At 59.2% G+C, this 25,682-nt stretch carries 23 protein-coding genes; 11 read left to right on the top strand and 12 right to left on the bottom strand.

Going from position 1 to position 25,682, the window contains the following annotated elements:
- Positions 1 to 14: 14 nt before the first annotated feature.
- Positions 15 to 656, bottom strand: coding sequence for an SMI1/KNR4 family protein (locus MT962_RS05710; protein WP_247364980.1), 642 nt, complete (start codon positions 654 to 656; stop codon positions 15 to 17).
- 310 nt (positions 657 to 966) lie between these two features.
- On the opposite strand from MT962_RS05710, the gene umuC reads away from it, so the two are divergent.
- Together umuC and MT962_RS05700 are read left to right on the top strand one after the other, a co-directional pair.
- Positions 967 to 2,220, top strand: a complete 1,254-nt coding sequence (gene umuC, locus MT962_RS05705; RefSeq protein ID WP_247364978.1) for a translesion error-prone DNA polymerase V subunit UmuC — start codon at positions 967 to 969, stop codon at positions 2,218 to 2,220.
- Between the two features lie 117 nt (positions 2,221 to 2,337).
- A complete protein-coding gene (locus tag MT962_RS05700; protein ID WP_247364964.1) occupies positions 2,338 to 3,444 on the top strand; it encodes a glycerol dehydrogenase in 1,107 nt (368 codons plus the stop codon).
- Between the two features lie 198 nt (positions 3,445 to 3,642).
- Here MT962_RS05700 and MT962_RS05695 read toward each other — a convergent pair whose 3' ends face one another.
- The 7 genes from MT962_RS05695 to MT962_RS05665 all read right to left on the bottom strand — a co-directional run bounded on the left by MT962_RS05695 (position 3,643) and on the right by MT962_RS05665 (position 9,753).
- Positions 3,643 to 4,461 carry a Cof-type HAD-IIB family hydrolase gene (locus MT962_RS05695; RefSeq protein ID WP_024555865.1) on the bottom strand — a complete coding sequence of 273 codons (819 nt, stop codon included), beginning with the start codon at positions 4,459 to 4,461 and terminating at the stop codon, positions 3,643 to 3,645.
- Between the two features lie 216 nt (positions 4,462 to 4,677).
- Positions 4,678 to 5,070, bottom strand: a complete 393-nt coding sequence (gene pcaC / locus MT962_RS05690; protein ID WP_024555866.1) for a 4-carboxymuconolactone decarboxylase — start codon at positions 5,068 to 5,070, stop codon at positions 4,678 to 4,680.
- Positions 5,060 to 5,833: a 3-oxoadipate enol-lactonase gene (gene pcaD / locus MT962_RS05685; RefSeq protein ID WP_247364961.1), complete on the bottom strand. Its 774-nt coding sequence runs from the start codon at positions 5,831 to 5,833 to the stop codon at positions 5,060 to 5,062. Before pcaD ends, pcaC begins: the two co-directional genes overlap by 11 nt.
- Positions 5,830 to 7,173, bottom strand: coding sequence for a 3-carboxy-cis,cis-muconate cycloisomerase (locus tag MT962_RS05680; RefSeq protein ID WP_247364958.1), 1,344 nt, complete (start codon positions 7,171 to 7,173; stop codon positions 5,830 to 5,832). Before MT962_RS05680 ends, pcaD begins: the two co-directional genes overlap by 4 nt.
- Before the next feature lie 9 nt (positions 7,174 to 7,182).
- Entirely contained in the window at positions 7,183 to 8,385 is a 1,203-nt protein-coding gene (pcaF, locus tag MT962_RS05675; protein WP_024555869.1) for a 3-oxoadipyl-CoA thiolase, read from the bottom strand.
- 9 nt (positions 8,386 to 8,394) lie between these two features.
- Positions 8,395 to 9,051: a 3-oxoacid CoA-transferase subunit B gene (locus MT962_RS05670; protein ID WP_024559681.1), complete on the bottom strand. Its 657-nt coding sequence runs from the start codon at positions 9,049 to 9,051 to the stop codon at positions 8,395 to 8,397.
- Between the two features lie 12 nt (positions 9,052 to 9,063).
- Positions 9,064 to 9,753, bottom strand: coding sequence for a 3-oxoacid CoA-transferase subunit A (locus tag MT962_RS05665; protein ID WP_024555871.1), 690 nt, complete (start codon positions 9,751 to 9,753; stop codon positions 9,064 to 9,066).
- A 168-nt stretch (positions 9,754 to 9,921) separates the two neighbouring features.
- On the opposite strand from MT962_RS05665, the gene MT962_RS05660 reads away from it, so the two are divergent.
- Complete coding sequence (locus tag MT962_RS05660; protein WP_024555872.1) at positions 9,922 to 10,728, top strand: IclR family transcriptional regulator C-terminal domain-containing protein; 807 nt, start codon at positions 9,922 to 9,924, stop codon at positions 10,726 to 10,728.
- Here MT962_RS05660 and smrA read toward each other — a convergent pair.
- Positions 10,725 to 11,288, bottom strand: a complete 564-nt coding sequence (gene smrA, locus MT962_RS05655) for a DNA endonuclease SmrA (protein WP_024555873.1) — start codon at positions 11,286 to 11,288, stop codon at positions 10,725 to 10,727. The two genes, MT962_RS05660 and smrA, sit on opposite strands and share 4 nt — an antisense overlap.
- Positions 11,289 to 11,648: 360 nt before the next feature.
- The gene (locus tag MT962_RS05650) at positions 11,649 to 12,548 is read right to left on the bottom strand and encodes a LysR family transcriptional regulator (protein WP_048887384.1); all 900 of its coding nucleotides are present in this window, start codon (positions 12,546 to 12,548) and stop codon (positions 11,649 to 11,651) included.
- Positions 12,549 to 12,728: 180 nt separating this feature from the next.
- On the opposite strand from MT962_RS05650, the gene MT962_RS05645 reads away from it, so the two are divergent.
- From MT962_RS05645 to uspE, 6 genes are all read left to right on the top strand, one after another.
- Positions 12,729 to 14,039, top strand: coding sequence for a M20 family metallo-hydrolase (locus MT962_RS05645; protein ID WP_247364946.1), 1,311 nt, complete (start codon positions 12,729 to 12,731; stop codon positions 14,037 to 14,039).
- A complete protein-coding gene (locus MT962_RS05640) occupies positions 14,039 to 15,481 on the top strand; it encodes a M20 family metallopeptidase (RefSeq protein ID WP_247364936.1) in 1,443 nt (480 codons plus the stop codon). The genes MT962_RS05645 and MT962_RS05640 overlap by 1 nt, the downstream gene beginning before the upstream one ends.
- Before the next feature lie 44 nt (positions 15,482 to 15,525).
- Positions 15,526 to 17,052 carry a p-aminobenzoyl-glutamate transporter gene (gene abgT, locus MT962_RS05635; protein WP_247364935.1) on the top strand — a complete coding sequence of 509 codons (1,527 nt, stop codon included), beginning with the start codon at positions 15,526 to 15,528 and terminating at the stop codon, positions 17,050 to 17,052.
- A gap of 11 nt (positions 17,053 to 17,063) precedes the next feature.
- Positions 17,064 to 17,579, top strand: coding sequence for a methylated-DNA--[protein]-cysteine S-methyltransferase (gene ogt, locus MT962_RS05630; RefSeq protein ID WP_028019804.1), 516 nt, complete (start codon positions 17,064 to 17,066; stop codon positions 17,577 to 17,579).
- Positions 17,580 to 17,745: 166 nt separating this feature from the next.
- Positions 17,746 to 18,498, top strand: a complete 753-nt coding sequence (gene fnr / locus MT962_RS05625; RefSeq protein ID WP_049293342.1) for a fumarate/nitrate reduction transcriptional regulator Fnr — start codon at positions 17,746 to 17,748, stop codon at positions 18,496 to 18,498.
- Positions 18,499 to 18,632: 134 nt separating this feature from the next.
- On the top strand, positions 18,633 to 19,580 hold the full coding sequence (gene uspE / locus MT962_RS05620) for a universal stress protein UspE (RefSeq protein WP_024557633.1): 948 nt from the start codon (positions 18,633 to 18,635) through the stop codon (positions 19,578 to 19,580).
- 121 nt (positions 19,581 to 19,701) lie between these two features.
- Here the strand turns inward: uspE and pntB are convergent, their stop codons facing one another.
- Positions 19,702 to 21,090 carry a Re/Si-specific NAD(P)(+) transhydrogenase subunit beta gene (gene pntB / locus MT962_RS05615; protein WP_024557634.1) on the bottom strand — a complete coding sequence of 463 codons (1,389 nt, stop codon included), beginning with the start codon at positions 21,088 to 21,090 and terminating at the stop codon, positions 19,702 to 19,704.
- Between the two features lie 10 nt (positions 21,091 to 21,100).
- Entirely contained in the window at positions 21,101 to 22,630 is a 1,530-nt protein-coding gene (pntA, locus tag MT962_RS05610; RefSeq protein WP_247364933.1) for a Re/Si-specific NAD(P)(+) transhydrogenase subunit alpha, read from the bottom strand.
- A 514-nt stretch (positions 22,631 to 23,144) separates the two neighbouring features.
- Here pntA and ydgH point away from each other — a divergent pair.
- The gene (gene ydgH, locus MT962_RS05605) at positions 23,145 to 24,089 is read left to right on the top strand and encodes a DUF1471 family protein YdgH (RefSeq protein ID WP_247364931.1); all 945 of its coding nucleotides are present in this window, start codon (positions 23,145 to 23,147) and stop codon (positions 24,087 to 24,089) included.
- A 183-nt stretch (positions 24,090 to 24,272) separates the two neighbouring features.
- Positions 24,273 to 25,655, top strand: coding sequence for an amino acid permease (locus MT962_RS05600; RefSeq protein WP_247364929.1), 1,383 nt, complete (start codon positions 24,273 to 24,275; stop codon positions 25,653 to 25,655).
- Positions 25,656 to 25,682: the final 27 nt, after the last annotated feature.

The following is a 25,682-nucleotide window of genomic DNA, read 5'->3' as shown; positions in this document are numbered from 1 at the left end:
GCCGTGTTTTGCCGCTATTTCGCAGGAAACATAACCGCCAGCGAGTCCAGGAAATGGTATTTTTCCGGCCTCAGCGTGTTAAAACTTCTGCCACCATCTTCTTCTTCGCGGATGTTGACGTTTCCCGCCTTCAGTTCCGTCAGCATCCATGCCAGGAAAGCGTCTAAATCCGACGCTACGGCAATTTTTCGCGCTTCATCACGACCAAAGTTAATAACCTGCCCCGGGGCGCCCAGCGCGTCGGGATCGAGATCGATACCCAGATAATTTCCGCCCCAGTCACAGGCGAAAGGCACCCATCGCGGATTGCTGTATTCACATTTAATATACCCCTGGGGCGTGGACGACATGCCGCTGTTCATCTCTGCCCACTCCAGCGGCGAAAAGCTTTCGGCAACCTCCCGCCAGCTTTTCAACTCCTGCATCACCTGGTCGAGCGGCAGAAAACTCAACCCATACCACGGGCCGCTATTTACCTCCATCTTCTGGCCATCGTGCCAGCGATAAAGCGAGAGAAAGGCTGGCGGAAGCGGCGCGCCAGGCAGCATCGACTGAAGGGCTTCCAGCGTTTGCGCATCGGCGCCCGGGTTAAGATCCGCCGCCACTTCAGGCAACGTTTCCGTTAGCCATCGTTCCAGTTCATTAAGTAATTGCATGGTTTTCCCTTGTTGCCTGCGTCAGCCCGTATCGTGAAGCGCTGCGTATGAATGATCAACCTGCAGTTTGGCAACCGCAGGTCACGCTGACGGTTCGGCCCGGATGGCAGGGCTTTTTCCGTATTGGCTAAAAAAGTCCGTAAAGCGCCTTGATTATCATCGGCTTTTAAGAATACTGTATATAAAAACAGTATCCAGGAGATCACTATGGATGGCGCAACCCGATTTCGCTTTCCGCCAGGCGTTATTCGCCCGGCGGCCCTTCGCTCTGCCGCTGGCGCGCTGAGACAAACTACACGGGCGCAGAACCATGTACGCCCTCATTGACGTTAACAGCTTCTATACCAGCTGCGAGACTATCTGGCGGCCGGATCTGCTTAACAAGCCGGTGGTGGTGCTGTCGAACAATGACGGCTGCATTATTTCCCGCTCGGCGCAGGCAAAGCGGCTTGGCGTCAAAATGGGCGCGCCTTACTTTCAGCAAAAAGCGTTGCTGGAGCGCGAAGGCGTGGTGGTCTTCAGCAGCAACTATGCGCTTTACGGCGACATGAGCCAGCGGGTGATGACCACGCTTGAAGCGATGTGCCCGCGGGTCGATGTCTACAGCATCGACGAAGCCTTTGCCGATTTAAGCGGTATCGGCGACCTGGAAACCTTCGGTCGTGCGATTCGCGACACCGTCTATCAGCATACCCGGCTGACGGTGGGCGTCGGCATTGCGCCAACCAAAACCCTCGCCAAGCTCGCTAACCATGCGGCGAAAACCTGGACCAAAACCGGCGGCGTGGTGGATCTCTCAAGCCCGCTGCGCCAGCGCAAGCTGATGGCCCTGTTGCCGGTGAGCGAAGTCTGGGGCGTGGGGCGTCGGCTCTCGTCGCGCCTTAATGCGATGGGAATTGAGAACGCGCTGCAGCTGGCGCAAAGCGATATTGGCTTTATCCGTAAAAATTTCAGCGTGGTGCTGGAGCGCACGGTCCGCGAGCTGCGGGGCGAGTCGTGCCTGGCTTTTGAAGAGACGCCCGCCACGAAGCAGGAGATAATCAGCTCCCGCTCGTTTGGTAAAAAAGTCAGCGACTATAAAGAGGTGCGCGAAGGCATCTGCACCTGGGCGGCGCGGGCGGCGGAAAAATTGCGCGCCGAAAGGCAATACTGCCGCTACGTCAGCGCTTTTGTGAAAACCAGCCCGCACGACGCGCATGCCCCTTACTACAGTAACCGCGCCGGCATCACCCTCTCCACGCCCACTCACGACACCCGCGATATTCTCGCCGCCGCCGTCCGTTGTCTGGAGGCTATCTGGCGCGAAGGGCTGCACTATCAGAAGGCTGGCGTCATGCTGGGCGACTTTTTCAGCCAGGGCGTGGCGCAGCTCAATCTTTTCGACCCCTATGCGCCAAAAGCCAACAGCGAAGCGCTAATGACGGTGATGGATAAGCTTAATCAGCAGGGCAAAAATCGCCTCTGGTTCGCCGGCCAGGGCATCACGCAGGCGTGGGGAATGAAGCGCGAATACCTCTCGCCCGCCTGGACCACCCGGCTAAGCGACGTCCCTGTTTGCCGCTGATTTTTACATCCTGCCTGGATATAGCGCAAAAAAAGCGCGCCCTGGCGCGGGTAGACTTGAGAAAGAAACGCGAAAAGCCGTTTCGTTATCGGAACTTATAACGTAAGGAGGCAGTTTATGGACCGTATTATTCAGTCACCCGGCAAATACATCCAGGGCGCAGGCGTGCTGGCGCGCATAGGGGAATATATCAAACCGCTGGCGGCCACCTGCCTGGTGGTGGGCGATAAATTCGTGCTCGGTCTGGTAGAGGAGCAGCTTCGCGCAAGCTTTGCACAGGCGGGCGTGAAAGCGGAAATCGCGCCGTTTGGCGGTGAATGCTCGCAAAACGAAATTAACCGTTTACGTACGCTCGCTGAGCGCGCGCGCTGCGGCGCGGTGCTGGGCATCGGCGGCGGTAAAACGCTCGATACCGCCAAAGCGCTGGCCCATTTTATGGCGCTGCCGGTGGCGATTGCGCCCACCATTGCCTCTACCGACGCGCCCTGCAGCGCGCTTTCCGTCATTTACAGCGACAGCGGCGAATTTGAACGCTACCTGCTGTTGCCTGCGAACCCCAATATCGTGGCGGTGGATACGCAGATCGTCGCGGGCGCCCCGGCGCGTCTGCTGGCGGCGGGCATTGGCGACGCCCTCGCCACCTGGTTTGAGGCGCGCGCCTGCGCACGCAGCGGCGCAGTCACCATGGCAGGCGGGCGCAGCACCCAGGCCGCGCTCGCGCTGGCGGAACTTTGCTATAAAACGCTGCTGGCCGAAGGGGAAAAAGCGATGCTCGCCGCACGTCAGCATGTGGTTACCGAAGCGCTGGAGCGCGTAGTGGAAGCGAACACCTATCTTAGCGGCGTCGGTTTTGAAAGCGGCGGGCTCGCGGCGGCGCACGCGGTGCACAACGGGCTCACGGCAATTCCCGACGCTCACCACTATTACCACGGCGAAAAAGTCGCCTTCGGCACGCTGGTGCAACTGGTGCTGGAAAACGCGCCGCAGGAAGAGCTGGAAGCGGTTCTGCGCCTGACGCATGCGGTCGGGCTGCCGGTCACCCTCGCAGAGCTGGATATCAAAGAAGATGTGGCAGCGAAAATGCGCCTCGTGGCGCAGGCGGCCTGCGCCGAAGGCGAAACCATCCACAATATGCCAGGCGGCGTAACGATAGACCAGGTTTACGCCGCGCTGCTGGTGGCGGACCAGTATGGGCAGCAGTGGCTCAGTGCGCGAAGCGTGTAAGCCCTCTCTCCCGGCGGGCGGGCGCAGCGCCATCCGCCGGGTTGTTGTTCGCTCCGCCTTTACGGCGTTCGGGCTTCACCCTCGCCCCTTTGAGGGGTGCTGCAGACGACGCCTGCCAAAACGGCTCAGCAAAGCGCCCCGCCGTGTGCTAAGCGCCCCGCCTTTGTGCTAAGCGCTCCGCCCGTACGGCGACAACTGTCACGCCTCGTTAAAAGGCGCTTCCCCTTTCAGCACCGCGTCAATCACCTGCAACGCGCCGCTGTCGTTGTTAGAGCCGGTTGCGTATTTCGCTATCGCTTTCACATCGCTCACCGCGTTATCCATAGCGAAGGAATAGGCTGCGAGCTGTAACATCTCCACGTCGTTGCCGCTGTCGCCCACCGCAACGCACTGCGCTTTTTCCACGCCCCAGCGCTTCATCAGGCGCAGCAGGCCGCTGGCTTTATGCGAGCCGGGGATGATTAAATCGACAAAGCCGTAGCCGCTGGTCACCGGCTTCACGATGCCATCCAGCGTGTGGTGCAGGCTTTCCACCAGCGAAGGAATTTCCGCATCCGGCAGATTCAGCGAAAACTTGAAAATAACATCGTCGATTGCGTAGAGATCTTCTACGGGTTGCAGGCGATGGTAATGTTTTGCCATCAGGCTGACGAAAGCTTCCGGCGCGCCCGCCTGGTAATACGCGCTTTCCAGGCCGCAGACCACGAAGTTAATTCCCTCAAACGCCGAGAGCGCGTCAATCACCGCATGATATTGCTCACGGGTTAGCGCGCCGTGGTGAACGCGCTCGCCATGGTCGTAAACCAGCGCGCCGTTCTCCGCGACAAACGAGATCTCGTCACGAATTTCCGGGAAGAAGGAGATAAGCTGGTAATACTGGTTGCCGCTCGCCACCACAAACTGGATATCCCTTTCCTTCAGCGCGCGATACTGTTGCAGGAACCGCGCCTTGTCGTAGGTTTTTTTGTCGTTCAGAAAGGTGCCGTCCATATCGACCGCGATGAGCTTGATTTTCATACTGCCTCATTGATTCGTTAACTCAGTCACAGAACATGCTAGCATTCTTTAATTGAAGAAACATATGAATAAAAGACGAATCATCTTCATTTGAAATGCCTATCAGTAAGTGAAAACGCGGGCGAGCAAGGCTTGCAGAAGCGATACGCCTTAAAACAAAACGCCCGGCGAGAATGGCCGGGCGCATGAATAAGCCGCATGAATAAGCGTAGTAACCTAACCCTCCTGCTGCGCGTCCTGCTCGTCGAAAACCTGCTGCGCCAGATGCATCGTCGCGTTAGCGGCAGGCAGGCCGCAATAGAGCGCGGAGTGCATGATCAGCTCTTTTAACTCCTCCCGCGTGACGCCGTTGTTAAACGCCGCGCGCAGGTGCATTTTCAGCTCCGCTTCGCGGTTCAGGGCAATCAGCATAGCGATGGTTATCATGCTGCGGGTATGGCGATCGAGGCCAGGACGCGTCCAGGTTTCGCCCCAGGCGTAGCGGGTAATAAAGTGTTGAAACTCGTCGTTAAGCGGCGTCAGGTTGGCCAGCGTACGATCCACATGCGCGTCGCCCAGCACCGCCCGACGCACCGCCATCCCCTGCTCGTAACGTTCCTCATCCTGCATGCCGTGCCTCCTGACTGAGTAAAAAAGCGATTAACGCGTCGTTAAATGCCTGCGGCGCTTCAACATTGGATAAATGCGAAGCGGGCACTATCGTAAGCTGCGAACCGGCGACCTGCTGCTGAAGAAACTCGCCGTCGGCGACGGTGGTCACCGGGTCCTGCTCCCCGGCGAGAACCAGCAGCGGCAGCGTAATCGCCTTTATTTCATGGCGCAGATCGGCTTCGGCCAGCGCCTCGCAGCAGGCGGCGTAGCCTTCGGCGTCGGACCGGGCGAGCTGGTCAATAAGCGGCTCGATAAGCTGCGGCGAGCGGTGACGGAACGCCTCGCTGAACCAGCGCTGCGCTGCGCCTGCGGCAACAGTGGCCATCCCTTCCTCACGCACGCTACGGGCGCGATCCAGCCAGCCCGCCGGCTCGCCAATTTTCGCCGCACTGTTGGCGATGGTAACGGAAAGCAGGCGCTCCGGTGCGAAACGCGCCAGCCACAATCCTGTCAGCCCGCCCATAGAAATGCCGCAGAAGTGCGCTTTTTTAATGTTGAGAAAATCCAGAAGCGTAAGCACATCCCCGGCAAGTTGTGACAACGTCACCCGCCCCTTTTTGGCGGTTTGCCCATGGCCGTGGGTGTCGTAGCGCAGCACGCGAAAGCGCGCTGTCAGCGCCGCCAGCTGCGGCTCCCATAAGGAAAGCGTGGTGCCAAGCGAGTTGGAGAGCACCACGACCGGCGCCCCTTCAGGCCCGTCGAGTTGATAATGAAGTGTCATAACGATTCCTTGTAACGCGCCAGCACCTGGCGGATAAAGACCGGCGCGCTGCCGGTCGCCTCCAGCGGCGAAAGCAGGCGCGCGATCTCATCTTCGGAAAAATAGCGGCGGATAAGCGCGTCATCGACCAGCAGCGTCTGCAGCGCCACGCCTTCATCCAGCGAACGGTGGCAAAGCGGCTCCAGATGCTGGTGCGCCGCCTGTTTGCCGATATGCTCAGCAAGCTTTAGCGTCACTGGCTCGGCCATAATCAGCCCATGGGTGATGTGCAGGTTTTCGCGCATTTTTTCCGGGAAGACCTGCATATCTCGGATCAGCTCAAGGCTGGTCTGCATAACCCCGCCGGCAAGGGTAATAATGTCCGGCAGCGTCTCCCACTCCGCCTGCCAGCCGCCGAGCGCCCTTTCATGCTGCTGTAGCTGGCTTGCGTAAAGCGTCGCCATCAGGCCGGGCAGCCGCGTGGTCGCCGTGAGAATAGCCGCGCAGGCGACCGGGTTGCGCTTGTGCGGCATGGCGGACGAGCCGCCGCGCCCTTGCGCTACCGGCTCCGCCGCTTCCCCAACTTCGGTCTGCATCAGCAAGGCGAAATCGCTGGCGAACTTACCAAGCGTGGCGGCGACGCCTGCATACCAGCCGCCCACCTCCAGCAGCCTGTCGCGCTGGCTGTGCCAGGGCGTGTCGGGAAGCGAAAGTGAAAGCGCTGAGGCCAGCGCCTGCGCCACCTGCGGCCCCTTTTCCTCAAGTGAGGCCAGCGTCCCCGCCGCGCCGCCAAACTGGGCCGCCAGCGCGCGCGGACGAATTTCTTTCAGCCTTTCCTGCCAGCGCAGCAGCGCATCCAGCGTGCCTGCGAGCTTCAGCCCAAAGGTAGTGGGCAGCGCATGTTGCAGCCAGGTGCGCCCCGCCATCACCGTTTGCTGGTGGCGCGCCGTCTGCTGCGCCAGCGCGGCCAGCAGATCCTTCAGCAAGGCTTCGGTTTCCGTGAAGGCGTCGCGCAGTTGCAGCATCAGTCCGCTGTCGATGATGTCCTGGCTGGTGGCGCCCCAGTGCACATAGCGGGCCGCTTCGTCATCCGCGGCCTTTACGCAGGCGGTAAGCTGCTTGACCAGCGGAATGGCGAGGTTGCCCGCGCCCGCCGCCGCCTGCGCCAGCGCGCCGAGGTCTAATTGCGCGACCTTGCAATGGTCCGCTATCACTGCCGCCGCTTGCGCAGGCACAATGCCGCACTGCGCCTGCGCCTGCGCAAGCGACGCCTCGACATCCAGCATCCGTTGCAGCGTCGCTTCGTCGCTGAAAAGCGGCGTCAGCCTGGAAGGCCGCAGCAGCGGGGTGAGAAGTTTCATTCCGGCTCCTTAAACGCGTTCGATAATAAGCGCTATGCCTTGTCCTACGCCGATGCACATGGTGCACAGGGCGTAGCGCCCGCCGGTGCGCTTAAGCTGCAGCGCGGCGGTCATGGCGATGCGGCCGCCGGAAGCGCCAAGCGGGTGGCCGAGCGCGATGGCCCCGCCATTGGGGTTCACATGCTCTGCCGCATCCGGCAGCCCGAGGTCGCGCGTTACCGCCAGCGCCTGGGCGGCAAACGCTTCATTAAGTTCGATAACGTCCATCTGATCAAGCGACAAACCCGTTTGCGCCAGTACTTTACGCACCGCCGGCGCCGGGCCGAAGCCCATAATGCGCGGCGCCACGCCCGCTGTCGCCACGCCGGCCACCCGCGCCAGCGGCTGCAAACCGTGCGTACGCATCGCCTGCTCACTTGCCAGCAACAGCGCGCAGGCGCCGTCGTTTACGCCGGAGGCGTTGCCTGCCGTCACCGTACCGTCCTCCCGTACCACCGGCTTGAGTTTCGCCAGCGCCTCGCGCGAGGTGGCGCGCGGGTGTTCGTCGCGGGTAAAGCTGAGCGGCTCGCCTTTGCGCTGGGGGATAAGCACCGGGATAAGCTCATCGTCAAACAGCCCCATTTCCTGGGCCCGGGCGGTGCGAAGCTGGCTGCGCAGCGCGAAAGCATCCTGGTCTTCGCGGCTGATGCCAAACTGCGCGGCGACGTTCTCCGCCGTTTCCGGCATGGAATCGACGCCATAACGCGCTTTCATTAACGGGTTGATGAAGCGCCAACCGATGGTAGTATCTTCAAGCGCCATACTGCGGCTGTAAGCGCTCTGCGCTTTGCCCATCACAAACGGCGCGCGGGACATGCTCTCCACGCCGCCCGCCACCATGAGGTGCGTTTCGCCGCTTTTAATGGCCCGCGCCGCCACGCCGATGGCGTCGAGGCTTGAGCCGCACAGGCGGTTGACGGTGCTGCCTGGCACCGTTTCCGGCAGGCCTGCCAGCAGCAGCGCCATGCGCGCCACGTTGCGGTTATCCTCCCCCGCCTGGTTTGCGCAGCCGTAAATTATGTCGTCAATCAGCGCCGGGTCGAGATTCGGATTGCGCTCCAGCAGCGCTTTTAACGGCAGCGCCGCCAGGTCGTCGGCGCGCACGCCAGCCAGCGTACCGCCAAAGCGGCCAAAGGGGGTGCGTACCGCATCGCAAATAAAAGCCTGAGTCATTATCGTTCCTTACGCGCTCTGCGCCAGTTGCCCGAAGCTGAGTTTGACCGGCGTCAGCCGCTGCAGCTCTTCAAAAGAGAGGCCGTTGACGATTTCACGCACGACCGGCCCTTCAGGGGTGATATCGATGACCGCGAGGTCGGTATAAATACGGCTGACGCAACCGACGCCGGTAAGCGGATAGCTGCAGGCTTCCACCAGCTTGCTCTCGCCTTCGCGCGTAAGCAGCTCCATCATCACAAAAACCTGGCGCGCGCCGATGGCGAGATCCATCGCGCCGCCCACCGCCGGAATGGCGTCCGGCGCGCCGGTGCTCCAGTTCGCCAGGTCGCCCGACGCGGAAACCTGATAGGCGCCGAGCACGCAAATATCCAGATGCCCGCCGCGCATCATGGCGAACGAGTCGCCGTGGTGGAAAAAGCTGCCGCCGGTGAGCAGCGTGACGTGCTCTTTTCCGGCATTGATAAGCTCCGGATCTTCCTCCCCTGGCGCGGGCTTCGGCCCCATGCCGAGCAGGCCGTTTTCGCTGTGCAGGAAGATCTCTTTATCGGCGGGCAGATAGTTGGCGATGCGGGTCGGCAGGCCAATGCCTAAGTTCACATAAGCCCCTTCCGGGATATCGCGCGCCACGCGCTGCGCCATTTCGTCACGGGTGAGTCGTTTCATCAGTGAATATCCTTATGCGCTCTGCGCCAGAGTGGAAGCCGGATCCAGCGCCACCACGCGCTGCACGAAAATGCCGGGGGTGATGATGTGCTCGGGGTCAAGCTCCCCCAACGGCACCAGCTGGCTGACCTGCGCGATGGTCGTGGCGGCCGCCGTCGCCATGATAGGCCCGAAGTTGCGCGCCGCCTTGCGGTAGACCAGGTTGCCCCAGCGGTCGCCCTGGAAAGCTTTGATAAGCGCGAAGTCCGCTTTCAGCGGGTATTCCAGCACGTAATGGCGACCGTCGATTTCGCGGGTCTCTTTGCCTTCGGCGAGCGGCGTGCCGTAGCCGGTCGGGGTAAAGATGGCGCCAAGCCCCGCCCCCGCCGCCTGAATGCGGGCGGCCAGGTTGCCCTGCGGCACCAGTTCCAGCGCCACTTTGCCGCGGCGATAGAGATCGTCGAACACCTGGGAGTCTACCTGGCGCGGGAAGGAGCAGATCATTTTGCGCACCCGCCCCGCCTTCAGCAGCGCGGCCAGCCCCACTTCGCCATTGCCGGCGTTGTTGTTGATGATAGTGAGGTCGCTCGCCCCCTGGGCTATCAGGGCGTCAATCAGCTCGGTGGGCTGACCGGCGGGGCCAAAGCCGCCAATCATGATGGTGGCGCCGTCCGGGATCCCGGCGACGGCCTCTTCCAGCGAGGGCACGCTTTTATCAATCATCCTCTGCTCCTTGATGTGCGATCATCGCACCGTTATGCGTTGTTCGAACAAAATGTGACGCCGCTAACGAGTCCGGTCAAGGGCGATAATCGAAATATGGTGCGATAATCGAACATGGGTTATCTTTGTTCGCAGAGTGTGATCGAGCGCGTAATCAGGAGAAAAATGATGGCGATACATCCGCAAGACCGCCTTAGCGGCGACGCCGACCCGTTTAAGGGCGACCCGAATTTTATGGCTTCGCTGGCGCGGGGGCTGGAAGTGATTCAGGCTTTTACGCCGCAGCGGCGGCTGCTTTCTATTTCGCAAATAAGCCAGAAGACCGGCATCCCGCGCGCCGCCGTGCGTCGTTGCCTCTACACGCTTGGCAAGCTCGGGTTTGTGTATGCGGAAGACGGCAAAAACTATCAGCTGCGCCCGCGCATTCTTTCGCTCGGCCACGCCTATCTCGCCTCGACGCCGCTGGCGCGCGCCGCCCAGCCGGTGCTGAAACAGCTAAGCGAAATGCTCAATGAGTCCTGCTCTATCGCCACGCTGGACGGCGACGACATTCTCTATATCGCCCGCGCCTCCAGTTCGCGCATCATGACTATCGATCTGGATATCGGCAGCCGCCTGCCCGCCTGGTCCACTTCCATGGGCCGCGTGCTCTTAAGCTACCTTCCGGAAGAGCAGTTAAACGCACTGCTTGGGCGCATTACGATGATCCGCTATACGCCGCAGACGGTAGATTCGGTGGCGAAGCTGCGCGAAGAGCTAAAGCGGGTGCGCCAGCAAGGCTATGCGCTAAACGATCAGGAACTGGAGATGGGGTTGCGGTCGATTGCGGTGCCGCTGATGAACCCGCAGGGGGGTGTGGAAGCGGCGCTGAACGTGGGGGTGCACGCGGGGCAGGTTTCCGCTGAAGAGCTGCGAACCCGCGTGCTGCCGGAACTGCAAAATGCCGCCCGGGAGCTGGCGTTGCTGCTGGATTAACGGCTGCGCTTGGCGTGCCGTTCCCAGTTCTCCTGTTTGGCCTCGTCCGATTTTTTCAGCGCCACGTAGCAGGCGCCCGCGCCGCCGTGATGCGCAAGCGCCGTGCAGTAGGCCTGCACTTCATCGAACTCGGTCAGCCAGCGCGCCAGATAGCTGCGCACAATATTGGCATGCGACTTATCTTCCCGCCCTTTGCCGTGAATGATAAGCAGGTTGCGAAGGCCGTCGCGACGGGCCTGATGGATAAAAGCGAACAGTTGCTGGCGGCACTGCTCCACCGGCTGGCGCAGCAGATTGAGGCTCGCCTGCTGGCTGTATTTGCCAAGGCGCAGCTTCTCCAGCACGCCGTTTTGCAGCCCTTCGCGTTTAAACTCCAGCGGCTCGGCGAGCGGTATGATGTCAAGAAAACCGGTGGTGAGAAAGTTATCCAGCTGCAGCGCATCCAGCCGCTGCGGGGCGCGGTTTTTCACCGGCTTCACCCACTGCGTGGATTCACAATTTTTAAGGGGTTTGACATCTTCCATGGCGTCAAGAAAAAGCGATTTGTCGTCAGGGTGCACGGTCAATCCTCCGGGTACTGCGCAAAGGTTCACACTATAACCCTCCTCCGCACGCGGCTCAACGCTGCCGCGCCCGGAAAAAGAGGACCGCTAAGAAGCCACAATTATGGATGTAAAACCAGTGGAATTCTTCTTAAGGGCGCTTTTTTGCCTACCTTTTGAGCAATTCACAGCGAAAAACAGGAATAGATAAATAAATGTTAACTATTTGTGAAAGATGTCACTTAACGGTCATCACGTCCCGCCTGAAAAGCGCGTATATATATTCATACCCACAGTGTACGGAATAAGTGTGGGGCAAGGTCCCGGAAGCACTGCTGTGTCCTGTAGAGCCTGGCTGATGTCGGCAGGCTCTATTTTTTATGGGCGGGATTCACGGCGAAATGCGGTGATAAGGGCGCTGGTGAGCGGCGTTGGCGTGGTGTCGCGCCGCTGGATCAGGTAGTAAGCGGCCTTCGGCAGGCTCTCCGCCACCGGAATTTGCGTAAGCCGCGGCGCCAGCAGCGGGTCCGCGCCCAGCTCCTGCGGCAATATCGACAAAAAATCGCTCTGCGCCACCAGGCTTATGCAGGAAGAGAACGTTTCGCATACCACGCTGATGCGGGGCGTCTGCGCCCGGTGGTGGAAAAGATCTTCCAGATGCTTGTAATAACTGCCGCGCGGGGTCGGCATCGTCCAGTCATAAGCCATTAGCTCATCAAGCGAACGGGCCGCCGCCGCCGGATGCCCCTGGCGGGCAAAGACGGCAAACGGCTTTTCAAACAGCTTTTCAAAGGTGAACTCTCTGTCGTACGGCCCCTGATAATAGGTGTTGATAGTGAAATCGAGTTCGCCCTGGCGCAGCTCGTTAATCATCGACACCAGTTGCCCTTCCATAATCCTGACTTTGACCTGCGGATGCTGCTGGTGAAAGCGAGAGATCACCGCTGGCATCAGGCTTCGCGCTACGCTTGCGCCAAGGCCAATGTTTATCTGTCCGGCAAGCTGCCCCTGGCGCTGGCGGATATCCTCCTGCGCGGCGCGCAGCTCTTCCAGAATCAGCCTCGCGTGCTGATAAAAACTCTCCCCGCATTCTGTCAGCGCCACCCCCTGGCTGCGGCGAATAAACAGACGCGCGGCTATCCCTTCTTCCAGCTCCTTGATCGATTTGGTTAACGCGGGCTGGGAGATATTCAGCGTGCGGCTGGCGCTGCGAATGCTGCCGTGACGGGCCACTTCCACAAAGGCGCGGATCTGGTGAAATTTAACCTGAAAAGACATCCCTACCCCGATAACCATTGTTTATCAGACAAAAGAAACTGGCATCTACTGTAAAGCAAAGGCTTGTGTCAGGGTAAGCCTTGAACGGTAAAAACGTATGAATAGCGCTGAGTGATAAGCAAAAGCTATCACAATGTGAGCTGGCTCACCTATTTTGCTGATACAGGAAAAGAAAACGTTATGGAACCTATCGCCGATTACCTTCGCTCCCTTGCGCCGCAGATGCAGGCGTGGCGTCGCGATTTTCATCATTATGCCGAGTCGGGCTGGCTGGAGTTTCGAACCGCAAGCCATGTGGCGGAGATCCTGCACGGGCTGGGTTATCAGCTTGCGCTGGGGCGCGATGTAGTAAATGCCCAGGCGCGGATGGGCCTGCCGGATGAAGCGACCCTGGCCCGTGAAGAGGCGCGCGCCCGCGAACAGGGGGCGGTGGAACGCTGGTTGCCCGCCTTTTCCGGCGGCTTCACGGGGCTGGTCGCGACATTGGCTACCGGCCGACCCGGCCCGGTTATCGCCTTTCGCGTGGATATGGATGCGCTGGACCTCGATGAGCGGCTCGATGAGAGCCACCGTCCTTTTCGGGAAGGGTTCGCTTCGTGCAACCCTGGCATGATGCACGCCTGCGGCCATGACGGCCACACCACCATTGGTCTTGCGCTGGCGCACGTGTTGAAGAAGTACGAATCGCAGCTCAACGGCACCATCAAGCTTATTTTTCAGCCTGCCGAGGAAGGCACCCGCGGCGCGCGCGCCATGGTGGCGGCGGGCGTGCTGGATGATGTCGATTATTTCACCGCGGTGCATATCGGCACTGGCGTCCCTGCGGGCACGGTGGTTTGCGGCAGCGATAACTTTATGGCGACCACCAAGTTCGACGTGCGCTTTACCGGCGTGGCCTCTCATGCGGGCGGCAAGCCGGAACAGGGCCGCAACGCCCTGCTGGCGGCGGCGCAGGCGGCGCTTGGCCTGCATGCTATCTCCCCGCACAGCGAAGGCGCCTCCAGGGTGAATGTCGGCCTGTTGCAGGCAGGCAGCGGGCGCAACGTGGTGCCTGCTTCAGCCACCATGAAAGTGGAAACCCGCGGCGAAACGGAGGCGGTCAACGAGTATGTGTTCGAACGCGCAAAGGCGGTGATTGAAGGCGCGGCGGCGATGCACGGCGTGGAGCTGGAGATGCGCATGATGGGCGCGGCCACCAGCAGTCGCCCAACGCCTGAATGGGTGCAGTTTATCCGCGAACAGGCGTTGCAGTGCGCAGGCGTAAAAGAAGCGGTGGAGACCGTGAAGGGCCCTGCGGGTTCAGAGGACGCGACGTTGATGATGGCGCAGGTGCAGGCGCGCGGCGGCAAAGCGTCTTATGTGGTGTTCGGTACTGAGCTCAGCGCCGGGCATCACAACGAGCGGTTCGACTTTGACGAGCAGGTGATGACGGTGGCGGCAATGACCCTCTCGCGCCTGGCGCTTCACTTTCCCTGGCAGCGGGGTGTGTGATGGAGAACGTTTACGCATTTGTTGACGATGCGCTGGAGACGCGCCGCGATGATTTTATCGCCATTGCGGATGATATCTGGGATCACCCGGAGACCCGCTTTGAGGAGCGCTGGTCCGCCGCGCGACTGGCGCAGGCGTTAGAGGCGGAAGGGTTTGCCGTCGCGCGCAATGCCGGCGGCATTGAAACTGCCTTTGTCGCAAGCTTCGGCGAGGGCAAACCGGTTATCGCCCTGCTCGGCGAGTATGACGCGCTGGCGGGCCTGAGCCAGCAGGCGGGAACCGCCGAACCCTGCCCGGTAACGCCAGGCGCCAACGGCCACGGCTGCGGCCACAACCTGCTCGGCACTGCAGCGCTGGCAGGCGCCGTGGCGGTGAAAAACTGGCTGGTGCAGCATGGCGGCGGCACGGTGCGCTTCTACGGCTGCCCTGGGGAAGAAGGCGGCTCCGGCAAAACCTTTATGGTGCGCGAAGGGCTTTTCGATGACGTTGACGCCGCCGTGACCTGGCACCCGGAGGCGTTCGCCGGGATTTTCAGCACCAGCACGCTGGCTAATATCCAGGTGGCGTACCGCTTCTCCGGCATCGCCGCCCACGCGGCGAACTCGCCGCACCTCGGGCGTAGCGCGCTGGATGCGGTAACCCTGATGACCACCGGCAGCAACTTCCTCAACGAGCATCTTATCGAAAAAGCGCGCGTGCATTACGCCATTACCGATACCGGCGGCATCTCGCCTAACGTCGTTCAGGCGCAGGCGGAAGTGCTTTACCTGATTCGCGCGCCGGAGATGGCTGAGGCGCAGCGCATTTACGCGCGCATCAACAACATCGCCGAAGGCGCAGCGCTGATGACCGAAACCACCGTACAGGCGCGTTTTGAAAAAGCCTGCTCCAGCTACCTGCCAAACCGCACGCTGGAAGGCGCGATGTACGACGCGCTGCAGCATTTCGGCACGCCGCGCTGGAGTGAAGATGAGCGCCGTTTTGCCGGAACCCTTCGCGCCACGCTCAGCGAGAATGACCTGCAAAACAGCCTCAATAATATTGCCAACACCGGCGGCGAAGCGGGGAAAGCTTTCGCCAAAAAACACCGCCACACGCTGCTGATTGACGAGGTCGCGCCCTGGGCCGCCACCGATGCCGTACTGGCGGGGTCGACAGACGTGGGCGACGTGAGCTGGAAGCTGCCGGTAGCGCAGTGCTTCAGCCCCTGTTTCGCCGTCGGCACGCCGCTGCACACCTGGCAGCTGGTAAGCCAGGGACGCACCTCGATAGCGCACAAAGGGATGCTGCTGGCGGCGAAAGTGATGGGCGCCACGGCAATACGCGTGCTACAGGACGCGACGCTGTTAACGGCGTGCCGGCAAGAGCATCAAGAGACCGTTAGCGAGCAGCCTTACCACTGCCCGATACCGAAAAACGTGACGCCGTCACCTTTAAAATAATAAAACACAACAACGCAAACACAACGACAACCCGAGGAGCGCCCATGAGTATCTCTTCCATACCGACGGACACCCCTTCCGGCAAGCTGTATGGCTGGGTGGAGCGTGTGGGAAATAAAGTCCCGCACCCGTTTCTGCTCTTTATCTATCTGATTGTTATTCTGGCTGTTTCCACCGCCGTGCTTTCCGCCTTTGACGTGGCGGTACGCAACCCGGCGGACGGGAAAATGGTGGCGGTGAAAAACCTGCTCAGCGCCGACGGGCTGCACTGGTTTTTGCCTAACGTTATTAAAAACTTCAGCGGCTTCGCCCCGCTCGGCGCGATTCTCGCGCTGGTGCTGGGCGCCGGTTTTGCCGAGCGTGTAGGACTGTTGCCTACGCTGATGGTAAAAATGGCCTCCCACGTCAGCGCGCGTTATGCAAGCTACATGGTGCTGTTTATCGCCTTCTTGAGCCATATCTCGTCTGACGCCGCGCTGGTTATCATGCCGCCGATGGGGGCGCTTATTTTTCTCGCCGTCGGGCGTCATCCGGTAGCGGGGCTGCTCGCCGCTATTGCGGGCGTCGGCTGCGGCTTTACCGCCAATTTGCTTATCGTCACGACCGACGTGCTGCTTTCCGGCATCAGCAGCGAGGCGGCGCGAAGCATCGACCCGGCCATGCATGTCAGCGTCATCGATAACTGGTTTTTTATGGCAACCTCAGTGATTGTGCTGACGCTCACCGGCGGGTTGATAACCGATAAGCTCATCGAACCGCGCCTGGGCCGCTGGGAGGGTCAAAGCGATGAAAAGCTGCAAACACTCACCGGTGAGCAGCGCCGCGGTTTGCGGGTGACGGGCATAGTGGCGCTGCTGTTTATTGGCGTCGTGGCCCTGCTGGTGGTGCCGGAAAACGGCCTGCTGCGCGACCCGGTGAAGCACACGGTGCTGCCCTCGCCCTTTATCAGCGGCATTGTGCCGTTAATCATCCTGTTTCTGTTTGCCATCTCGCTCGCTTACGGCATCGCCACCGGCAAAATCCGCCGTCAGGGCGACCTGCCGCAACTGATGATTGACCCGATGAAAGAGATGGCCGGTTTTATCGTTATGGTGTTCCCCCTCGCGCAGTTTGTGGCAATGTTTAACTGGAGCAATATGGGGAAATTCATGGCGGTGGGGCTGACCGATATGCTGGAGAGCGCGGGGCTCAGCGGCGTGCCGGCGTTTGTCGGCCTGGCGCTGCTCTCTTCCCTGCTGTGCATGTTTATCGCCAGCGGCTCGGCAATCTGGTCGATACTGGCGCCGATTTTCGTGCCGATGTTTATGCTGCTTGGTTTCCACCCCGCCTTCGCCCAGGTGCTGTTTCGCGTGGCGGACTCCTCGGTTATCCCGCTGGCGCCCGTTTCGCCTTTCGTGCCGCTGTTTCTCGGCTTTTTACAGCGTTACCGTCCGCAGGCGAAGCTTGGCACTTATTACTCGCTGGTGCTGCCGTACCCGCTCATTTTTCTGGCGGTGTGGTTAGTGATGCTGGTGGCGTGGTATTTTATCGGCCTGCCAATTGGGCCGGGCGTCTATCCGCGCCTGGGATAAGCGAGGGAAAAATGCTGACGTTTCTGGAAGACAAAATAGCGACGCCGCTGGGCCCGCTGTGGGTAATTTGCGATGAGCAGTTCAACCTGCGCGCCGTGGAGTGGGAAGAGCACAGCGACCGAATGGAACAACTGCTGGTTATCCATTACGGCGCGCAGGGCTTCAGGCGGGCGGCAAGCGAGAACCCCGGCGGGCTTAGCGATAAGCTGCGCGACTATTTTGACGGCAACCTCAGCATTATCGATACGCTGCCGACCGCCACCGCAGGCACCCCCTTTCAGCGGGAAGTGTGGAAGCGACTGCGCGATATTCCCTGCGGCCAGGTGATGCATTACGGTCAACTGGCCGAAGCACTTGGCCGTGCGGGCGCAGCGCGGGCGGTAGGGGCGGCCAACGGCGCGAACCCTGTCAGTATCGTCGTGCCTTGTCACCGGGTAATCGGGCGCAGCGGCGCGCTGACCGGTTATGCGGGCGGCGTGCAGCGTAAAGAATGGCTGCTGCGTCACGAAGGTTATTTCCTGCTTTGAACAGATAATTCGCCTGCTAATTATACATTTACTTGAATATCAAGGGCATGACGTAAAAAAGCGCATGCCCTGTTTCATAAATTTCTGATTGATGTTTCACCACACTTACGTCGTGGACAAAAAGATGTTAAAATTGACCGATATCAATTACGGCTTGAGCAGACCTATGATCCCGGAAAAGCGAATTATTCGACGCATTCAGTCTGGCGGTTGTGCCATCCATTGCCAGGATTGCAGTATCAGCCAGTTATGCATCCCTTTCACGCTGAATGAACACGAGCTGGACCAGCTTGATAACATCATTGAACGTAAAAAGCCGATTCAGAAAGGCCAGACGCTGTTTAAAGCGGGTGATGAACTGAAATCGCTCTACGCTATCCGCTCCGGCACCATTAAGAGCTACACCATCACCGAACAGGGCGACGAGCAGATCACCGGCTTTCACCTGGCGGGCGACCTGGTGGGCTTTGACGCTATCGGCACTGCGCATCATCCGAGCTTCGCGCAGGCGCTGGAAACCTCAATGGTGTGCGAAATTCCGTTTGAAACTCTCGACGATCTCTCCGGCAAGATGCCGAGCCTACGCCAGCAGATGATGAGACTGATGAGCGGCGAGATCAAAGGCGATCAGGATATGATCCTGCTGCTTTCCAAAAAGAATGCGGAAGAGCGCCTCGCGGCCTTTATCTATAATCTCTCCCGCCGTTTCGCCCAGCGCGGCTTCTCGCCGCGTGAATTCCGCCTCACGATGACGCGCGGCGATATCGGCAACTACCTGGGCCTGACGGTGGAAACCATCAGCCGCCTGCTGGGACGTTTCCAGAAAAGCGGCATGCTGGCGGTGAAGGGAAAATACATCACCATCGAAAATGGCGATATCCTTGCCGAGCTGGCCGGGCAGTCCCGTAACGTCGCGTAATTTCACTCTTTTGCCGGGTCAATAGAATTTCCTGATTTATTGATCCGGCAATAATTTCCCCTCTGTTTCATTCAACATATATGGGTTACTCTTGTCTTACAGACTGTGGTTACGCAGTTGTAAGGAGAACCTGTATGGCAAAGTATCAAAACATGCTGGTGGCCATCGATCCTAATCAGGATGACCAGCCGGCGTTACGGCGTGCAGTTTACCTGCATCAACGGATTGGTGGCCGAATCAAAGCCTTTTTGCCGATCTATGACTTTTCTTACGAAATGACCACCCTTCTGTCTCCCGATGAGCGCACGGCGATGCGTCAGGGGGTCATTAGCCAGCGCACCGCCTGGATCCGCGAGCAGGCGCAGTACTACCTTGAAGCGGGCGTGCCAATCGATATCAAAGTGGTCTGGCACAACCGGCCTTTCGAAGCGATTATTCAGGAAGTGGTGAGCGGCAAGCACGATCTACTGCTGAAAATGACCCACCAGCACGACAAGCTCGAATCCGTTATCTTCACGCCGACCGACTGGCATCTGCTGCGCAAATGTCCCTGCCCCGTCTGGATGGTGAAAGACCAGCCCTGGCCGGAGGGCGGCAAAGCGGTGGTGGCGGTCAATCTCGCCAGTGAAGAGCCCTATCACAACGCGCTCAATGAAAAGCTCATCCGTGAAACGGTGAAGCTTGCCGAACAGGTAAACCACACCGAAGTGCACCTGGTTGGCGCTTATCCGGTCACGCCTATCAATATCGCTATTGAACTGCCTGATTTCGACCCGAGCGTGTATAACGACGCTATCCGCGGCCAGCATCTGCTGGCGATGAAAGCGCTGCGGCAGAAGTTTGGCATCAGCGAGAAGATGACCCATGTGGAAAAAGGGCTGCCGGAGGAGGTTATCCCGGATCTGGCCGAACATCTGGAAGCGGGCATCGTGGTGCTGGGCACCATCGGCCGCACCGGTATTTCCGCCGCGTTTCTCGGCAATACGGCTGAACAGGTTATCGACCACCTGCGCTGCGACCTGCTGGTTATTAAGCCCGACGACTACCAGACGCCGGTGGAAATCGACGACGAAGACGACTAACGTCGCGGCGCTGTAAAGCGAAAGCCCGCCTGTGCAAACAGACGGGCTTTTTTAATGCCGCGCTTTCACTGCGCCAATAAAAAAACCGCTCCGAAGAGCGGTTCGTTATCAACAAAAACGATTACAGCGCTTTGAGGATCGCATCCACGCTGGCTTTGGCGTCGCCAAAGAGCATATGGGTATTATCCTTGAAGAACAGCGGGTTCTGCACGCCGGCGTAACCGGTATTCATCGAGCGCTTAAACACGATGACGTTCTGCGCCTTCCACACTTCCAGTACCGGCATGCCAGCAATCGGGCTGCCCGGGTCGTCCTGCGCCGCCGGGTTCACCGTGTCGTTGGCGCCGATCACCAGCACCGTGTCGGTGTCGGCGAAATCGTCGTTAATTTCATCCATCTCCAGCACAATGTCATAAGGCACTTTCGCTTCGGCCAGCAGCACGTTCATGTGGCCTGGCAGACGTCCCGCAACCGGGTGAATGCCGAAGCGCACGTTGATACCGCGCGCGCGCAGTTTTTCGGTGATTTCGGCCACCGGATATTGCGCCTGCGCCACCGCCATGCCGTAGCCCGGCGTGATAATAACGGAGTGAGAGTTCTTCAGCATGTCCGCCGTCTCTTCCGCGCTAATTTCACGGTGTTCGCCCACTTCGTCGCTGCTGGTGCTCGCCACGCCGTCTGAGCCAAAGCCGCCTGCGATGACGCTGATAAACGAGCGGTTCATCGCCTTACACATAATGTAAGAGAGGATGGCGCCCGACGAACCGACCAGCGCACCGGTGACGATAAGCAGATCGTTGCTAAGCATAAAGCCCGCCGCCGCCGCCGCCCACCCTGAATAGGAGTTCAGCATGGAAACCACGACCGGCATATCCGCGCCGCCGATAGAAGCGACCAGATGCCAGCCGAACGCCAGTGCAATAATGGTCATCAGCAGCAGCGCCAGCACCTGCAGGCCCACGCTTTCAGTACGCACGAAGACGACCAGCAGCACAAAGGAGACCACCAGCGCCGCCAGGTTCATCTTGTGGCGGTTCGGCAGCATCAGCGGTTTGGACGAAATTTTGCCGCACAGTTTGCCGTACGCCACGATGGAGCCGGTAAAGGTCACCGCGCCGATAAAGATGCCCAGGAACACTTCCGCCAGGTGGATATTCACCAGCACCGGATCCAGGCCCGGATTATGGTGCAGGTAGCTGTTGAAGCCCACCAGCACGGCGGCCAGGCCGACAAAGCTGTGCAGAATGGCAACCAGCTCCGGCATCTGAGTCATTTCCACTTTCTTCGCCAGATGCATGCCGATGGCGCCGCCGATAACCATCGCAATGATTATCCATACCACGTGGCCGGTTTCCGGCCCGAGGATGGTGGCGATAAGCGCAATCGCCATACCGGCGATGCCGAAGCGGTTGCCCTGCTGAGAGGTTTCATGCTTCGACAGCCCCGCCAGGCTAAAAATAAACAGGATCGCGGCAACAATGTATGCTGCGGTAACTAATCCTCCAGACATGTGTTACCCCTTAGTTCTTCCGGAACATTTTCAGCATGCGCTGAGTGACGGTGAAACCACCAAAAATGTTGATGCTGGCGATAAGCACGGCGATAAAGCTAAAGAAGCTCACCCAGCCGCCGTCGCCAATCTGCAGCAGCGCGCCGACGACGATAATGCCGGAAATGGCGTTAGTAACCGACATCAGCGGCGTATGCAACGCATGGGACACGTTCCACACCACGTAATAGCCGACCACGCAGGCCAGCGCGAAAACGGTGAAGTGCCCCAGGAATTCCCGCGGCGCCACATCCGCCAGCCAGCCGAAAAGTACGATAGCCAGCGCCATCAGCGCGTATTTCCGCCACGGCGAGGCGGGTTTCACCGGCTCTTTGACCGTTTCGGTCTGTTTTACCGCCGCCTGAGGCTGTGCGGAAACCTGAATCGGCGGCGCAGGCCAGGTGACTTCCCCTTCGCGGATAACCGTTACGCCGCGTACCACTACGTCGTCAAAATCCACCACGACGTTGCCGTCTTTCTCTTTGCACAGCAGCTTAAGCAGATTCACCAGGTTGGTGCCGTAAAGCTGAGAAGACTGGGTCGGCAGACGGCCCGGCAAGTCGGTATAACCGATAACTTTTACGCCATGAGGGGTGACAAAAATCTCGTTCGGGACGGTGTATTCGCAGTTGCCGCCGTTCTGCGCGGCCAGATCGACAATCACGCTGCCCGGCTTCATGGAATCGACCATTTCGCGGGTAATAAGCTTCGGCGCCGGTTTGCCCGGAATAAGCGCAGTGGTGACGATGATATCCACCTCTTTGGCCTGGGCGGCGAAAAGCGCCATTTCCGCTTTGATGAACGCCTCAGACATCACTTTGGCGTAACCGTCGCCGCTGCCCGCCTCTTCTTTGAAATCAAGCTCAAGGAACTCGGCGCCCATGCTCTGCACCTGCTCCTTCACTTCCGGCCGGGTGTCGAAGGCGCGAACAATGGCGCCAAGGCTGTTCGCCGCGCCGATAGATGCAAGACCCGCAACGCCCGCGCCAATGACCATCACTTTCGCCGGCGGCACTTTCCCCGCCGCGGTGATCTGGCCGGTAAAGAAACGGCCGAATTCATGAGCCGCTTCAACAATCGCCCGGTAACCGGCGATGTTGGCCATAGAGCTCAGCGCATCGAGCGACTGCGCGCGCGAAATACGCGGCACGGCATCCATCGCCATCACGGTCACGCCGCGCGCAGCCAGCTTTTCCATCAGCGCCGGGTTTTGCGCCGGCCAGATGAAGCTTACAAGCATTGTGCCGGCTCGCAGCAGCGCGATCTCCTCTTCCAGCGGCGCGTTGACCTTCAGCACCACGTCCGACTGCCATACAGTTTCGCTCGTCGCCAGCTCCGCGCCTGCCGCAGCAAACGCCTCGTCGTCGAAACTCGCCAGTTTACCCGCGTCATGTTCAACGGCGACGCTAAAACCCAGCTTTAACAACTGCTCCACGGTTTTAGGCGTTGCCGCGACGCGGGTTTCATTGGCCAACCGCTCTTTTGGTACACCAATACGCATAGTATTCCCTTCCATCGGTTTTGAATGATGGTCTGCCACTCGTTTTCATAATGAAGACGGCTCGCGCCGCTTCGGCCAGAAAATCAATCTGTAACAAACTTTCTATAACCTACTGAAATTAGCGCCCCCGATCCACCACAGGTTACGGGTATTTTTGCGCTTATCCGCAAAAAGGCAGTCATGCGCGCGCATAACAGGGATTTTTGCTTTAAATCACGATGAGAAAGCCGATATTCCGCTTAAGCGCAACGGTAAAACATGATTCTGCTCGGGCAGGAATGTGTTCTTTAACAAGTCTTTAACTTAAAAAGTAATAACCTTTATCAATTTTTCTGGTCAATCGCCCGTTTTTGACATCTATTAGCAAATGTTATCCCGCGTAACCGAAACGTCGCATTGAGTGTGAAAAATGGCGCAGACAGCCAAACCCATTCAATGCAATAATCAGCGGCTAAACGTTAATGTACACAGGCAGTATGAGTACCTTTTTTGCGCATGGCGAAGGATTATTTTTATGAAGCTTAAGTACACTCTTCTGGCGTCCGCGCTGTTTTCCGTGACCACGCTGTCCGCTCAGGCGGCCACCGAGTTAACGCCAGAACAGGCCGCTGCAGTAAAGCCTTATGACCGTATCGTTATCACCGGCCGTTTTAACGCCATCGGCGAAGCGGTTGACGCCGTATCGCGTCGGGCGGATAAAATGGGCGCCGCCTCTTTCTACATTCAGGATACCAACGACACCGGCAACAGCGGTAACTGGCGCGTGGTGGCGGACGTTTATCATGAGAACGCGCCGAAGGCCGAAGAGACCAAAAACCGCGTCATTAACGGTGTGATGGAGTTGCCCAAAGATCAGGCTATCGCCCTTGAGCCTTACGATACGGTGACCGTTCAGGGCTTTTATCGCAGCCAGCCGGAAGTTAACGACGCCATCACCAAAGCGGCGAGCGCGAAAGGCGCCGCTTCGTTTTATATTGTGCGCCAGGTAGACGCCAACCAGGGCGGCAATCAGCGCATCACGGCTTATATTTATAAAGCTGACGCGAAGAAACGCGTACTGCAAAGCCCCGACGCTATTCCGGCTGATTCCGATGCAGGCCGCGCAGCGCTGGCCAAAGGCGGCGAAGAAGCGAAGAAAGTGGAAATTCCTGGCGTCGCCACCTCTGCCGCCCCGAGTGCTGACGTGGGCCGTTTCTTTGAAACCCAGGAAAGCAAAGGCGGTCGTTACACCGTCACGCTGCCGGACGGTAAAGAAATTCAGGAAGTGAATAAAATTACCGCCGCGCAAATGGTGCCTTTTGACAGCGTTCAGTTTACCGGTCATTACTCAAGCATGACGGAAATCTCGTACCAGGTGGCGAAGCGCGCCGCGAAAAAAGGCGCCAAGTATTATCACATTACCCGCCAGTGGGAAGAGAAAGGCGGCAACCTGACTATCAGCGCCGACCTCTACAAGTAATTTCACTCCCCTAAAAGACGGCCCAGGCCGTCTTTTTTTCTCTTTCAGAAGATTTTAGCGCCCCTCTCATTGCATGCCTTGTCTGGACTCCGTAAAATCGCGCGCCTTAGCGTGATCCTCCATTTTTATGCGCTCTGGCAAAATAATTATTCTGGGGCCTTCTCTTTAAACAACAGGATACCTATGGACAAAAAACTTGGTCTCGCCGCGTTAACCGCGCTGGTTTTAAGCTCCATGCTGGGCGCGGGCGTTTTCAGCCTGCCGCAAAATATGGCGGCTGTCGCGGGGCCTGCCGCGCTGCTGACGGGCTGGGCGATTACCGGCGCAGGCATTTTGCTGCTGGCGCTGGCGATGCTGTTTCTGACCCGTCTGCGCCCGGATCTCGACGGCGGCATTTTTACCTATGCGCGGGAAGGATTCGGCGAACTGGTGGGGTTTTGCTCCGCCTGGGGTTACTGGCTGTGCGCGGTCATCGCTAACGTCTCCTATCTGGTGATTGTCTTTTCCGCGCTGAGCTTTTTTACCGATACGCCTGAACTGAAACTTTTTGGCGACGGCAATACCTGGCAATCCATCGTCGGCGCGTCGGTATTGCTGTGGGTGGTGCACTGGCTGGTGCTGCGCGGCGTGCAGACGGCGGCCAGCATTAATATCGCCGCCACGCTCGCGAAACTGCTGCCGCTGGGGCTCTTTGTGGTCCTCGCCATCATCGGCTTCAAGCTCTCCACCTTCAGCCTCGATTTCAAAGGCCTTGAGCTGGGCGTGCCGGTCTGGGAGCAGGTGAAAAACACCATGCTCATTACGCTGTGGGTGTTTATCGGCGTGGAAGGCGCCGTGGTGGTTTCCGCCCGCGCGCGTAATAAAAGCGATGTCGGCATGGCGACGCTGCTCGCCGTGCTGGCGGCGCTGGCGGTTTATCTACTGGTCACGCTGCTGTCGCTGGGCGTGATGGCGCGCCCTGAACTGGCGCAGATGCGCAACCCCTCTATGGCCGGACTGCTGGTGGAAATGATAGGGCCCTGGGGCGAGGTGATTATCGCCGCCGGTCTGATTGTCTCCGTCTGCGGCGCTTACCTGAGCTGGACGATTATGGCGGCGGAAGTGCCGTTGCTTGCCGCCCGCTATCGCGCTTTCCCTAAAATTCTGCTGCGTCAGAATGAGAACAATGCGCCGGCGGCCTCTTTATGGCTTACCAACGCCAGCGTACAGGTTTGCCTGGTGCTTATCTGGGCGACAGGCTCGGATTACAATATCCTGCTGACCATCGCTTCAGAGATGATTCTGGTGCCTTATCTGCTGGTTGGCGCTTACCTTGTGAAGATTGCGAAACGTCCTTTGCACAGGCTTACGGGTGTCGGAGCGTCCATTTATGGTTTATGGTTGCTGTATGCCTCAGGCCCGATGCACCTGCTGCTCTCGGTTGTGCTTTACGCCCCCGGCCTGCTGGTTTTCCTGTACGCTCGCCGTACGCACCAGCATGACGTGGCGCTGAGATCGCACGAGCGCGTGTTTATTGGTCTGTTGTTAATCGCCGCGCTGCCGGCCACATGGATGCTGATGGGGTAACCGCCCCATCGTCGTCACTGACGAGGA

The organism is Franconibacter sp. IITDAS19, from assembly GCF_023079515.1.
Taxonomy (GTDB): Bacteria; Pseudomonadota; Gammaproteobacteria; order Enterobacterales; family Enterobacteriaceae; genus Franconibacter; species Franconibacter pulveris.
The sequence above is the reverse complement of the archived record's forward strand: the minus strand, read 5'-3'. Positions and strand labels throughout refer to the sequence as shown.